Raw genomic sequence first — 13,723 nt, forward strand, 5'->3', positions numbered from 1 at the left:
ACCGACGTGCTATAACTCTATAAGTATGTTGTAACTAAAATGGGTGCACAATGGCGAATTACGATCTGATTGAACGGTTAACCTCGACGTTCCGGGAGCTGGAACGTGACCTGCTGCTGCTAAGTGGTCAGCTGGACGGCTATCGGCTGCTGGTGGGCCGCGTATTTGCCCTGCCCACCATCGAGAAAGGCAGCGAACACGAACCGCTCAACGAGATTGAAGTCACGCAGAAAATCGGCAAAGAGGCCCATGAGGCTACGCTTGCCCACTTCACCCGTCTCTTCATCCAGCAGCAGTCGGAAAAAATCAGCAGCAAGGCTGCCGTCCGTCTTCCCGGCGCGGTGTGCTACAGCGCAACCGCCTCCGACTATCAGCAAACTCAGGAGCTGATTGCGCGAATTAACCAGCAGAAAAATGCGATCGAGAAGATTATCAGCGTCGAATCCGGTCTTGCGAGCGTGCAGCGCTTCGAGTGGGTGCATCATCATATTCCGGGCTTGATAACGCTCAACGCCTACCGGACCATCACGCTGGTTGATAATCCAACCACCCTGCGCTTTGGCTGGGCTAACAAGCAAATCATCAAGAATATGACCCGGCATGAGGTAATGGTGATGCTGGAAAAAAGCCTGAAGGCAAACCGCGCCGTGCCGCCCTATACCCGCGAGCAGTGGGCGGAGCAGATCGAGCGCGAACTTAACAACGTCGCGATGCTACCCGCCAGCACGAAGCTGAAGATAAAACGTCCGGTGAAGGTCCAGCCGGTGGCGCGCGTCTGGTATCAGGAGCAGCAGAAGCAGGTGCAGCTCGCCTGTCCTTCACCGCTGATCGTGCTGTGCCAGCAGGACAGCGGCGAAGCACCGCCGGAAATTGGCGAGCTGCTGAATTACGATGCTGAGAACATCCGCCATCGCTATAAGCCAGAAGCCCAGGCGTTAAGGCTGTTGATCCCAAGGCTGCATCTTTACTGCGAGCAATAGAAGCTTACTGCCGCATGCTGCCGACCATCTCTTCTGGCCGCACCCAGGCGTCGAACTCGTCTTCAGTTAGGTAGCCCAGCTTCAGGGCGGAGGCCTTTAACGTCAGCCCTTCTTTGTGAGCCTTCTTGGCGATTTCCGCCGCCTTGTCGTAGCCGATATGGGTATTGAGCGCCGTCACCAGCATCAGCGATTCGTTTAACAGCTGGCTGATACGGTCCCGGTTTGGCTCGATGCCGACGGCACAATGCTCGTTAAAGCTTTCCATGCCGTCCGCCAGCAGGCGAACAGACTGCAGAACGTTATGGATAACCATCGGGCGATAGACGTTCAGCTCGAAATTCCCGGATGCCCCGCCCATGTTCACCGCCACGTCGTTGCCCATCACCTGGCAGCACAGCATCGTCATCGCTTCGCACTGCGTTGGGTTCACCTTGCCCGGCATGATTGAGCTGCCCGGCTCGTTTTCAGGAATGGCGATTTCGCCGATGCCGCAGCGCGGGCCGGATGAGAGCCAGCGAACGTCGTTAGCAATTTTCATCAGCGATGCGGCAAGCCCCTTCAGCGCGCCATGCGCGTGAACCAGAGCATCGCAGGTAGCCAGCGCCTCAAATTTGTTTGGCGCGGTGACAAAAGGCTGCCGGGTAATCTCGGTCAGTTCTTTTGCTACCCGGACGGCATATTCCGGATGAGTATTCAGGCCAGTGCCGACGGCGGTGCCGCCAAGAGCCAGTTCCGCTACGTGCGGCAGGCTGTGTTCGATGTGTTTGAGATTGTGCTCCAGCATCGCCACCCAGCCGGAGATCTCCTGGCCGAGCGTTAACGGCGTGGCGTCCTGTAAATGGGTACGGCCAATTTTAACGATATCGCGGAAGGCTTCCGCTTTCGCCTGCAGCGTCTCTTTCAGCACCTTAAGCTGCGGGATTAACTCTTCGCGTACCGCAATAAGCGCGGCGACGTGCATCGCCGTCGGGAATACGTCGTTAGAACTCTGGCTTTTGTTCACATCATCATTAGGGTGAACCACGCGCTCCATGCCGCGCACGCCCCCAAGGATTTCACTTGCCCGGTTCGCCAGCACCTCGTTCATATTCATGTTGCTTTGCGTGCCCGATCCCGTTTGCCAGATAGCGAGCGGGAACTCATCGGGATGTTTACCCGCCAGCACCTCGTCGGCGGCTGCGAGTATTGCTTTTCCCCGCTCTGCCGGCAGCAGACCAAGATCCATGTTCACCTTAGCGGCGGCACGCTTGGTCAGCGCCAGCGCCTGGATGAGCGCCGTGGGCATTTTTTCCGTGGAGATGCGGAAATGCTCAAGCGAGCGCTGCGTCTGCGCCCCCCAGAGCTTATCAGCCGGAACATCAATGGGTCCCATAGAGTCTTTTTCAATACGACTGGATGCCATTTCACTCTCCTTTCAGATAAAAAAAACCGCCCACAAGGGCGGCCCGGACAGATGACAAACCTCATGCAATCGATCTACGAAAATAATGCACCTTAAAACAGATAAGGAAAACCAATTCATTGGTTTTCGGCTGCTCATTACAGAGAAGAAAAAACCACGTTTTTTTCTTCTCTGTCGGCAACATAGACCGCCCGGTTGGGCGGCTTCATAATGTTATTTCACGCATCGATTACATTGGGAGGCGTGTATTTTCTGGAAGAAGTCGTTGCCCTTGTCATCAACCAGAATAAAGGCCGGGAAATCCTCGACCTCGATTTTCCAGATAGCCTCCATGCCCAGCTCGGGATACTCAACGCAGGTCAGACTCTTGATGCTTTGCTGTGCCAGCACCGCCGCCGGGCCGCCAATGCTGCCCAGATAAAAACCGCCGTGCTTGTGGCAAGCATCCGTAACCTGCTGGCTACGGTTGCCTTTCGCCAGCATCACCATGCTGCCGCCGTTGGCCTGTAGCAAATCCACATAGGAGTCCATTCGCCCTGCCGTCGTTGGCCCAAGCGAACCCGATGCGTACCCGTCCGGCGTTTTGGCCGGGCCCGCGTAGTACACAGGGTGATCTTTTATGTACTGCGGCAGCCCCTCGCCGTTATCGATACGCTCTTTGAGCTTAGCGTGTGCGATGTCACGTGCCACAATAATAGTCCCGCTCAGGGAAAGACGCGTAGAAACGGGATATTGCGAAAGCTGTTTCAGGATCTCGCTCATCGGGCGATTCAGATCGACTTTAACGGCTTCCCCTTCCCCCGCCTGACGCAGTTCCTGCGGGATAAATTTGCCGGGGTTGTGCTCGAGTTTCTCAAGCCAGATGCCGTCGCGGTTAATCTTCGCTTTGATATTTCGGTCCGCGGAGCAGGAAACACCCATGCCTACCGGGCAGGATGCGCCATGGCGCGGCAGGCGAACAACGCGGATATCATGTGCGAAATATTTGCCACCAAACTGCGCGCCCAAGCCAAGGTTCTGCGCCTCTTTCAGCAGCTCATCTTCCAGCTGAACATCGCGAAACGCCTGGCCGTGCTCGTTACCTTCGGTCGGCAGGCCGTCGTAATATTTGGTTGACGCAAGCTTCACCGTTTTGAGCGTGGATTCTGCCGAAGTGCCGCCAATCACAAATGCGACGTGGTACGGCGGGCAGGCTGCGGTGCCCAGACTGCGCATTTTCTCGACCAGATAATCTTTCAGTTTGCCCGGACTGAGCAGCGCTTTAGTTTCCTGATAAAGATAGGTTTTGTTTGCGGACCCGCCCCCTTTAGCGATGCAGAGGAATTTGTATTCCGCCCCGTCAACGCTGTACAGGTCGATCTGCGCAGGCAGGTTGGTTCCGGTGTTCACCTCTTTGTACATGTCCAGCGCGGCGTTTTGCGAATAGCGCAGGTTATCTTCAATGTAGGTGTTGTAGATCCCCTGCGAGAGCGCGGCTTCATCACCACCTCCGGTCCAGACGCGCTGGCCTTTTTTACCAGTGATGATTGCAGTCCCCGTATCCTGGCAGGTTGGCAGGATACCCTTTGCAGCAATCTCTGAGTTACGCAGGAACTGCAGCGCCACGTATTTATCGTTTTCGCTAGCTTCCGGGTCGGCCAGAATATCGGCAACCTGCTGCTGGTGCGCCGGGCGCAGCATAAAAGAGGCATCGTGGAAGGCGTGTTGCGCCAGAAGGGTCAGGGCTTTAGGGTCGACTTTCAGGACTTCCTGCCCTTCGAACTCCGAAACGGAGACGTAATCTTTGCTCAGCAGGTAGTATTCGGTTTCGTCTTTTTTTAACGGGAACGGCTCTTGATAATGAAAGGCTTTATTGGACATTGTTCTCTCACTTACGACATCAGCTACGTTAATTATTCAGGCTTCGGGTGCGGCTGGCGCACCGTGTTAAAAATTGAATCACAATATGCTACACAATTTTTTAACAAAAACTGAGACTAATACGACTTTTTACTGCCCTGGTTACTTCGCTACGGATAATTGGTTTAATAGCCGGAATCTTATCTACATTACAACAGGCCTTGATAATGCAAAAATTAATCAACGCAGTGCAAAATTACGCTTGGGGAAGTCAAACCGCCTTAACTGAACTCTATGGCGTCCAGAACCCGGACAACCTGCCAATGGCAGAATTGTGGATGGGTGCACATCCAAAAAGCAGTTCTCAAGTACTGGTTGATGGCCAGCCGCGCTCCCTGCGCGAAGTTATCGATGCGGATCAGAATTCAGCCCTTGGCGCTGCCGTTGCCGAACGTTTCCGCGAGCTGCCGTTCCTGTTTAAAGTTTTGTGTGCCGATCAGCCCCTCTCAATTCAGGTGCATCCGAACAAAAAAGCCTCCGAGCTGGGCTTTGCAAAAGAAAACGCGGACGGGATCCCGCTGGATGCCGCCGAACGTAACTACAAAGATCCGAACCATAAGCCCGAGCTGGTCTTCGCCCTTACGCCATTCCTTGCGATGAACGCCTTCCGTGAATTCTCTGACATCGTCTCGCTTTTACAGCCTGTTTCGGGCGCGCATACCGCCATTGCCCATTTTCTGGAAAAACCAGGCGCTGAGCGTTTAGCGCAGCTGTTCGCCAGCCTGCTGAATATGCAGGGCGAAGAGAAATCCCGCGCGCTGGGCGTGCTGAAAGCCGCGCTGAATAATCAGCAGGGTGAGCCGTGGGAAACCATCCGCGTCATCTCAGAATTCTATCCGGACGACAGCGGCCTGTTCTCTCCGCTGCTGCTGAACGTCGTTAAGCTCGAACCGGGCGAAGCGATGTTCCTGTTCGCCGAAACCCCGCACGCCTACCTGAAAGGCGTTGCGCTGGAGGTCATGGCGAACTCGGATAACGTGCTGCGCGCGGGCCTGACGCCAAAGTACATCGATATCCCTGAACTGGTCGCCAACGTGAAATTTGAGCCAAAGCCAGCCGGTGAGCTGCTGACCCAGCCGCGGCAAAACGGCAGCGAGCTGGACTTCCCGATCCCGGTAGATGACTTCGCCTTCTCCCTGCACGATTTGAGCGCCACTCCGGCTACGCTTGCGCAGGAGAGCGCGGCAATTGTCTTCTGCGTGGAAGGCGAAGCGGTGCTGAGCAAAAATGAGCAGCGGCTGGTACTGAAGCCTGGTGAATCCGCGTTTATCGCAGCCAGCGAATCTCCGGTTTCGGCCAGCGGCGTGGGCCGTATCGCTCGTGTATTCAATAAGCTCTGATCAAGTAACTTACTGATCTTTTAGCCACGGATTGCTAAGCTTACGGCATTGATTTTATAAAAACGCCCTCGGGCGTTTTTCCTTCGACGCTCAGGGGATGTCTGAGCGCCACTTCTCAAGGGCAGGATACGATGAAAAAATCTCTGGTAGCGGTAGGTGTGATAATAGCGCTGGGCGTGGTGTGGACGGGCACCGCCTGGTATACCGGCAAGCAGCTGGAAGGACGTATGGCGGAAATGATCGCCAACGCCAATGCCGAGTTAAACAATGCCTCACCGGAGTCGGGCCTGGCCGTGAGCTATCAGGATTATCACCGCGGTCTGTTCCATAGCTCTATGCAGCTGGTCATTAAACCCGTTGCCGGTAAAGAAAGCGCGTTCCTGAAACCGGATCAAAGCATCGTTTTTGCTGAAACTATCGATCACGGCCCGTTCCCGTTTGCCCAGCTGAAAAAATTCAATTTGATCCCAAGCATGGCCTCGATTCATACCGTGCTGGTCAACAACCCAACCACCAAACCGCTGTTTGATATCACGGCTGGTAAGTCATTCCTTGATGCGCAAACACGCGTCGGCTATAGCGGCGCAACGTCTTCAGATATTGACCTTCTGCCGCTGAACTATGCCAACGGCGATGACAAAATCTCCTTTAGCGGCGGCCAGTTTTCCGCCGACGTTGACGGCGATGGCAACAACATTGCTATTAACGGTGAAGCAAAAAGCGGCCTGATCAATACCGTCAATCAGTATGGCCAGCACGTGCAGCTCACCTTCAATGGTGTGACCACCGATGGCAGCAGCCAGCGTACCGAATTTGACGAACGGGTGGGCGAACAAAAAGCCTCTGTTGATAAGCTGGCCGTTGCGATTGAAGGCAAAGAGATGGCGGTGCTGGAAGGCTTTAAAATCAACGCGAAGTCTGACGTGCAGGATGATAAAAAGCATCTTACCGCCCAGGTTGACTACACCGTTGACGCGCTGAAACTGCAAAACCGGAACGTTGGCAGCGGCAAACTGACGCTGAAGGTCGGCAATATTGACGGGGCAGCGATGCATGAGTTCAGCCAGAAATATAACGCTGAGTCCCAGAAACTGCTGGCTGACCCGGCCATTGCGCAAAATCCTGAACTCTACCAGGAAAAACTGGTTGACGTTCTGGCCGCCTATTTACCGCTGCTGTTGAAAGGCAACCCGGTCATTACCGTGGCACCGCTGAGCTGGAAGAACGATAAGGGTGAAAGCACCTTTAATCTCTCTCTGTATCTGAAGGATCCTGCTGGCGTCACCGGCCCGGCAAGCACGCCTGAAGAGCAGCTGGACCGCTATGTTAAGTCTCTGGACAGCAAGCTGGTCATCCCGATGGATATGGCCACCGAGCTGATGACGCAGGTCGCTCAGCTGGAAGGTTATAAGCAGGACGATGCGGCGAAACTTGCCTCCCAGCAGATTCAGGGGCTGGCAGCGCTGGGCCAGATGTTCCGCGTGACGAAGGTGGAAGACAACAAAATCACCACCAGCCTGCAATATGGCACCGGTAAGGTCACGCTGAATGGTCAGGCTATGTCGCTGGGTGAACTGTTGGGGATGTTTGCCTTGCCAGGTCTGGACGGCGTGGCACCGGCACCTGAGCTGGAAGCACCAGCGCATTAAGCTTCAGGTTTTGTAGGGTGGATAAGCGTCAGCGTCATCCACCGTAGCCATTTGCAATCACAAGTGAAATTGTCGGGTGAAGTCATGCTCACCCGACCTACATCGACAAGTGATTATTGCTGGCGAAACACTTAGCCTCCAAGCCCAATCGACACTATCTCAACGTATAGCTCGCGCAGCCTTATCAATTAACTCATGTTTTCCACCGCCCAAAGATGGAATGGATGCGGCAACAACTTCATGCGGAAAACCGAGTGAAATGGCGCTCGCGGCATCCAGACGTGCGATTTGTTCAGCGGTGAGCTGAACATCTACCGACGCAAGATTATCTGCCAGCTGTTCTTCCGTACGTGGACCGATAATCGGCAATGTTCCTTTTGCAATCACCCATGCGATGGCGATTTGGCCTGGGGGATAGCCTGTTTCTTCCGCAATTGCCAGTACGGCATCAACGGTGGCGATTTTTATCTGATTGCTCTCATCATGAATGACCGCCCCCAGCCCCTGCGCCCGGCCAGATTCGCCCTTGCGATATTTTCCGGTAAGCAGACCTCCTCCTAAGGGTGACCAGCTTACCGTCCCCAGGTTAAATCCTGCCGCCATGGGTAACAGCTCGCGTTCTGCGGAGCGCTCCACGAGGCTGTACTCCAGCTGCACGGCGGATATGGGGGACCAACCCCGAAGCTCCGCCAGGGTGGCGGCCGTAGCTACCCGCCACGCCGGGAAATCCGACAGCCCCGCATACAGGATTTTGCCGGACCGGATAAGATCGTCGAGGGCCTTCGCAATTTCATCAACGGGCGTGACGCCATCAGGCATATGCACCCAGAACAAATCGATACGGTCGGTTTTCAGGCGCTTTAAGCTTGCTTCAAGGGAGTTGGTCATCGATTTGCGGCTATTGCCGCTGTGCTGTAGCCCCGCCTCAGGCGAGTCGCCAAGTGAATATTTCGTAGCAAGGATAATATCTTCGCGGTCGGCAGCGATGAACTCGCTGAGCATTGCCTCAGATTGCCCAAACTGGTACTGATCGGCCGTATCAATGAAATTGCCGCCCGCTTCACGGTAACGGGCGTAAATATTACGAGCAGCGTCCTTGTCTGCCCCATAACCCCAACCATTGCCAAAATTGCCCGTACCAAGAGCAAGAGTCGACGCTCTGAGACCTGTATTTCCAAAGATGCGATAGCGCATGGCTTCAACCTCCAGCATTCAGTTTCCTGAAAGGAATTAGGATTGTCTGAACACAGGGGTAGCCGCCGACAGCGCAGGTTACAGAGCACCCATACCCAGAACGTAGACTTAACATCCATGACAATTCTGGCTATCAGCCCAAAACCTGCGGAGTGACTGGAATGCTTATTACACAGCATTTTAGTTTATTGAGTGTAGTTCACAGAAATTCACCGGACCAAGTCAAAGCAGGTCCGGTGACGAGCGGGTCGGCTCACGAGGATTTTAGCTCTTTCGCACCACCAGTCGGGCTGGCATTATCTGATTTCGCACTTCGTCGTCGCCCTTTTGCGCCCGCTGCAGAATACGGTTACCCGCACTGCGACCAATCTCCCGGGCCGGAGTGGATACCCAGGTCAGCGGCAAATCGTCCAGCTCGTCATCCATCACTTCGGCAAATGCCGCCAGCGCGACGTGACGGTCGTAATAGCTGTCCAGGCTGCCTTCTCCGCTCTGACGGCCCGCACGCAGCAGCCCAAACCATGCGCCCATGGCGATAGTGCTGTTGTGGCAGAGCACGGCGGTGATTGTCGGATTGTGTTGCAGCAGCGTGGTAATGGCGTCTGCGGCCTGCTTCTGACTGGATTCACACTCAAGTATCCAGTCGCTGTGGAACGGTAAACCATATTTTAAGAGCGTTGAGCAGTAGCCGCCCAGACGCTCGGCACGCGTGAGAGATGAGCCGCGCCCCCCAAGCCAGGCAATGCGCTGATGCCCGCGCTTAATCAAATGTTCCGTGACCAGCTGAGCCGCCTGCATGTTATCCGGGCGGATGATGTCGGCTTCTTCGAGATAGCTCGCGCGCGAGGCAAACACCAGCGGTAGATTTTTCTGCTCCGCCAGCTCCTTGAGCTCTGCCCCCTGTCCCGCCGCCCCGGCGATGATTATCCCGTCCACGCCCTGTGACACCAGCATGTCAAAGCAACGCTGCATATGCTGCCCCTGAGCGCCGCTTTGGGTAAGAAACAGCAGTTTCCCCTGCTTTTCCAGCTCGTCCGTTAAGCCCGCCGTCAGTTCGGCATAAAACGGATTACACAGATCGCGGACGATAAGCCCAATCACGCCACTTTGCCCACCCCGCAGCGACACCGCCTGGCGATTACGCACAAAGCCCAGCTTCTCAATGGCTTCATTGACGCGGCTGCCAGTCGCCGCAGAAATCCGCCCCTTGCCGCTTAATACCAGCGAAACGGTGGCCACCGAAACACCGGCGGCAGTGGCAACGTCATTAATAGTGATTTTTCGGGCCATCATGGTCATGAACGAGGGAGTCTCTCCGTAAGTCAGGTATGACACAGGATAAAACGTTTTACCTGGACAGCTATATTAGGCGCGTTGCTTCGTTTTTAATCTGTGAGCTGACGCGCAATAAAATCAGGTTAAACGTTTTATCATCCTTGCAGTTTCGTACTGTTACTATCCTTTTTCAACCGGCAACAGGAGTCGTTATGGCGGCTAATACACCACAAAAAATTACGCTTTGGGAGTTTTTTCAAAACCTTGGCAAAACCTTCATGCTGCCGGTGGCGCTGCTGTCATTCTGCGGGATCATGCTGGGGATCGGCAGTTCTTTAAGCAGCCATGACGTCATCACGCTGCTTCCTGCACTGGGTAACCCGGTGCTGCAGCTCATCTTCGTGTGGATGAGCAAAGTCGGCTCCTTCGCTTTCAGCTTCCTGCCAATCATGTTCTGTATCGCTATCCCGCTGGGGCTGGCGAGTGAGAATAAAGGCGTCGCGGCCTTTGCTGGTTTTGTCGGCTATGTCGTGATGAACCTGGGCGTTAACTTCTGGCTGACTGCCAAAGGTATCCTGCCAACTACCGATGCCGCGATTCTGAAAGCAAACAACATTCAGAGCATCCTCGGCATTCAGTCTATTGATACGGGGATCCTGGGCGCGGTCATCGCGGGCGTGATTGTGGCTATGCTGCACAAACGCTTCCACAACATCCGCCTGCCGGATGCGCTGGCTTTCTTCGGCGGCACCCGTTTCGTTCCCATCATCACCACCGTAGTGATGGGGCTGGTAGGCCTTGTGATCCCACTGATTTGGCCTGTATTCGCGGCCGGGATCACCGGTATTGGCAACCTGATTAACAGCGCCGGCATCTTCGGGCCGATGATCTTCGGTACCGGTGAACGACTGCTGCTGCCGTTTGGTCTGCAACACATTCTGGTCGCCCTGATTCGCTTCACCGAGGCTGGCGGCACCATGGACGTCTGTGGCCACAGCGTCAGCGGCGCATTGACCATCTTCCAGGCGCAGCTGAGCTGCCCGACGGTGCATGGCTTCTCCGAAAGCGCGACCCGTTTCCTGTCGCAGGGTAAAATGCCTGCCTTCCTGGGCGGTCTGCCAGGTGCTGCACTGGCGATGTACCACTGTGCTCGTCCTGAAAACCGTCATAAAATTAAAGGCCTGCTGATTTCCGGCGTTATCGCCTGCGTTGTTGGCGGCACCACTGAACCGCTGGAATTCCTGTTCCTGTTCGTGGCTCCGGTTCTCTACCTCATCCACGCCCTGCTGACCGGCCTTGGCTTCACCATCATGGCGGTACTGGGTGTGACTATCGGTAACACCGATGGCAATATCATCGACTTCGTGGTCTTTGGTATCCTGCACGGCCTGTCCACCAAGTGGTACATGGTGCCGGTCGTAGCGGCTATCTGGTTCGCGGGCTACTACGTTATCTTCCGCTTCGCGATTACCCGCTTTAACATTAAAACGCCGGGCCGCGATATCGACACCACCACCAGCGCGGAAAAAGCGCTTGCGGGTCAGGTTGGCAAATCCGGCTACAACGTACCGGCCATGCTGGCGGCACTGGGCGGCGCTGAAAACGTCGTGACGCTGGATAACTGCATCACCCGCCTGCGTATGACGGTGAAAGACATGGCGCTGGTCGACAGCGCGGCGCTGAAAAACCTGCGTGCCATCGGCGTTGTGCAGCTTAACCAGCACAACCTGCAGGTGGTCATCGGGCCACAGGTTCAGTCGGTAAAAGATGAAATGGCGAGCCTGATGAGCACGGCTCAGGCGTAATCAAAAGCGGGCACGCAATTAAGTGCCCGCTCTTCTGTGAGGTGTTATGTTCGATTTTTCCGTTCCCGTTGACCGCCACGGAACCTGGTGTACGCAATGGGATTATGTGGCAGACCGTTTCGGTGCCCCTGACCTCCTTCCCTTCACCATCTCCGATATGGATTTCCCTACCGCCCCGGTCATTCTCTCCGCCGTCCAGCAGCGTCTGGCGCACGGCGTGCTCGGCTACAGCCGCTGGAAGAATGATGATTTCATCGGTGCCATCGCCCACTGGTATCAGCAGCGTTTTAGCAGCGAAATCGATCCCGAGAGCGTGGTCTACGGCCCTTCCGTGATTTACATGGTTTCTCAGCTGATCCGCCAGTGGTCCGAGCCGGGGGACGCGGTGCTGATTCACACCCCGGCCTACGATGCTTTTTATAAAGCGATTGAGGGAAACAGGCGCGAAGTGCTGAGCGCACCACTGCGTAACACCACTGCTGGATGGACGTGCGATATGGACGCCCTTGAGGCCCAGCTCGCAAAACCGCAGTGCAAAATCATGCTGCTGTGCAGCCCGCAGAACCCGACGGGTAAGGTCTGGACGCGGGAAGAGCTGGAAGTGATGGCTGTATTGTGTGAACGCCACGGCGTGCGCGTCATCAGCGACGAAATCCACATGGATATGGTCTGGGAAGGTCAGCGGCACACGCCGTGGTGTGAAGTGGGTAAAGGCGGCTGGGCGCTACTGACGTCCGGCTCCAAGAGCTTCAATATTCCGGCGCTGACGGGCGCATACGGGCTGATCAATGATGAGCACGATCGCCAGGCGTACCTGAGCGTGCTCAAAGGTCAGGACGGTCTTTCCTCCCCGGCCGTGCTTGCGCTGGTTGCGCACATCGCCGCCTACCGACAAGGCGAACCGTGGCTTGATGCCCTGCGGGCCTACTTGCAGGACAATCTGCGCTACGTAGCGGATACGCTTAACGGTGAGTTCCCCCTGCTCAACTGGCTGCCGCCGCAGTCCACCTATCTGGCGTGGATCTATCTTCGCCCGCTGGGTCTTGATGATAAAGCGCTGCAAAAAGCGATGATCGAACAGCAAAAAGTCGCCATCATGCCGGGCTATACCTATGGCGAAGAAGGAAACGGATTTATCCGCCTGAACTGTGGTTGCCCCCGGGTGAAGCTGGAGGAAGGCGTAAAGCGGCTGATAGCGGCGATCCGGTCTTTGCAATAATGATGTGGGGGAGATTTATTCATATGCTCCCCCGGCCAATCTTTCTTCGGCAATAGTTTGCGCTGGGGTGTCGTCGATTAATCTGTGCCAGAGGATTGTTGTATCAACAATCCGCCGCGGCTGTCCGTGGCGCTGCTAAAGGAGAAGTTATGCTTACAAATGCCTACGCCATAGGCCTCAGATAAAGAGCCCACAACTTCCTGGTGGCTGCCTGTTTCACCTGTTCCCGGCCCAAACCAGGCCGTGGTCGCGGGGATCTGATGACAACTGGTGAGGCCGGTAAAGAATTCTATAAAGCCAATGCTCTTACCGCTGATATATCCCCAGTCGGCTGGCGTCGCCCACGAGCCGATTCTGGTTCTTACATGGGTTGTTGTGTCATAGATATAGCCTACCCAGATATTCTCACTGCCGTTACGATCCTGCAGTTCAGTCACAAGGTTGTAGGCACGGTTAAATTTAAATTCCGTGAATAACACCTGGCAGCTCGACCCTGCGTGACCATCTGCCTCGCTGGTGCATTGCCTATCAATTTTACGCGCGCCGTAGCCAAAAACGGAGAAGACTGCCCTCGCCCGCCCGTTGCCCTGCGGCTGCAGCCCTACATAATAGGCTCTGCCTTTTCTGCCATCATTACCCTGATTGAAATAGCCGAACTGGCTGTAGTAAAAATGCTTCTCCGCAGGCCCTGAAATTACCGTGATTGGGTAGGTGACCTTTTCAAATCCTTCCGCAGGCTTATCCGCTATCTCTCCCACAAAGTTGGTCATATGCACCGCCCATTTCTTTCTCGGAAAATCGGCTCCCGCGGCGGCTTGAATAAAGGTAAAGCTCGCCAATAACGCTACAGCTAACGTCCTTGCTTTCATTGTGACTTCCTTGATGTTGACAAATAAATCTTTCCTGCCGCAAGTAAATGGCAAGACTCACCGCGCTGTCAAATAGTTAAAGATTATTAAT

At 55.1% G+C, this 13,723-nt stretch carries 10 protein-coding genes; 5 read left to right on the top strand and 5 right to left on the bottom strand.

Annotated features, from left to right (window positions below; all coding sequences use genetic code 11):
- Nucleotides 1-50: 50 nt before the first annotated feature.
- Nucleotides 51-980 carry a DNA replication terminus site-binding protein gene (gene tus, locus HYQ67_RS13975; protein ID WP_202304292.1) on the top strand — a complete coding sequence of 310 codons (930 nt, stop codon included), beginning with the start codon at nucleotides 51-53 and terminating at the stop codon, nucleotides 978-980.
- Nucleotides 981-984: 4 nt separating this feature from the next.
- Here tus and fumC read toward each other — a convergent pair whose 3' ends face one another.
- Nucleotides 985-2,382, bottom strand: a complete 1,398-nt coding sequence (gene fumC, locus HYQ67_RS13980; protein WP_202304293.1) for a class II fumarate hydratase — start codon at nucleotides 2,380-2,382, stop codon at nucleotides 985-987.
- A gap of 213 nt (nucleotides 2,383-2,595) precedes the next feature.
- The gene (fumA, locus tag HYQ67_RS13985) at nucleotides 2,596-4,242 is read right to left on the bottom strand and encodes a class I fumarate hydratase FumA (protein WP_202304294.1); all 1,647 of its coding nucleotides are present in this window, start codon (nucleotides 4,240-4,242) and stop codon (nucleotides 2,596-2,598) included.
- 206 nt (nucleotides 4,243-4,448) lie between these two features.
- On the opposite strand from fumA, the gene manA reads away from it, so the two are divergent.
- Nucleotides 4,449-5,621, top strand: coding sequence for a mannose-6-phosphate isomerase (gene manA / locus HYQ67_RS13990; protein ID WP_202304295.1), 1,173 nt, complete (start codon nucleotides 4,449-4,451; stop codon nucleotides 5,619-5,621).
- Nucleotides 5,622-5,752: 131 nt separating this feature from the next.
- The gene (locus HYQ67_RS13995; protein ID WP_202304296.1) at nucleotides 5,753-7,270 is read left to right on the top strand and encodes a YdgA family protein; all 1,518 of its coding nucleotides are present in this window, start codon (nucleotides 5,753-5,755) and stop codon (nucleotides 7,268-7,270) included.
- Between the two features lie 159 nt (nucleotides 7,271-7,429).
- On the opposite strand, the gene HYQ67_RS14000 is transcribed toward HYQ67_RS13995, so the two are convergent.
- Both HYQ67_RS14000 and HYQ67_RS14005 read right to left on the bottom strand, forming a co-directional pair.
- A complete protein-coding gene (locus HYQ67_RS14000) occupies nucleotides 7,430-8,464 on the bottom strand; it encodes an aldo/keto reductase (RefSeq protein ID WP_202304449.1) in 1,035 nt (344 codons plus the stop codon).
- A 264-nt stretch (nucleotides 8,465-8,728) separates the two neighbouring features.
- Nucleotides 8,729-9,757 (bottom strand): Mal regulon transcriptional regulator MalI, encoded by a 1,029-nt coding sequence (locus HYQ67_RS14005; protein WP_431355444.1) that lies wholly within the window; start codon nucleotides 9,755-9,757, stop codon nucleotides 8,729-8,731.
- Nucleotides 9,758-9,951: 194 nt separating this feature from the next.
- Here HYQ67_RS14005 and malX point away from each other — a divergent pair, with 194 nt between their 5' ends.
- Nucleotides 9,952-11,544 (top strand): maltose/glucose-specific PTS transporter subunit IIBC, encoded by a 1,593-nt coding sequence (gene malX, locus HYQ67_RS14010; RefSeq protein ID WP_202304298.1) that lies wholly within the window; start codon nucleotides 9,952-9,954, stop codon nucleotides 11,542-11,544.
- Between the two features lie 46 nt (nucleotides 11,545-11,590).
- A complete protein-coding gene (locus HYQ67_RS14015) occupies nucleotides 11,591-12,763 on the top strand; it encodes a MalY/PatB family protein (RefSeq protein WP_202304299.1) in 1,173 nt (390 codons plus the stop codon).
- Nucleotides 12,764-12,840: 77 nt separating this feature from the next.
- Here HYQ67_RS14015 and HYQ67_RS14020 read toward each other — a convergent pair whose 3' ends face one another.
- Entirely contained in the window at nucleotides 12,841-13,686 is an 846-nt protein-coding gene (locus HYQ67_RS14020; protein WP_202304300.1) for a DUF3472 domain-containing protein, read from the bottom strand.
- Between the last annotated feature and the right edge of the window lie 37 nt (nucleotides 13,687-13,723).

It is taken from the genome of Dryocola clanedunensis subsp. sulfonylureivorans, from assembly GCF_016756775.1.
GTDB classification, from domain to species: Bacteria; Pseudomonadota; Gammaproteobacteria; order Enterobacterales; family Enterobacteriaceae; genus Dryocola; species Dryocola clanedunensis.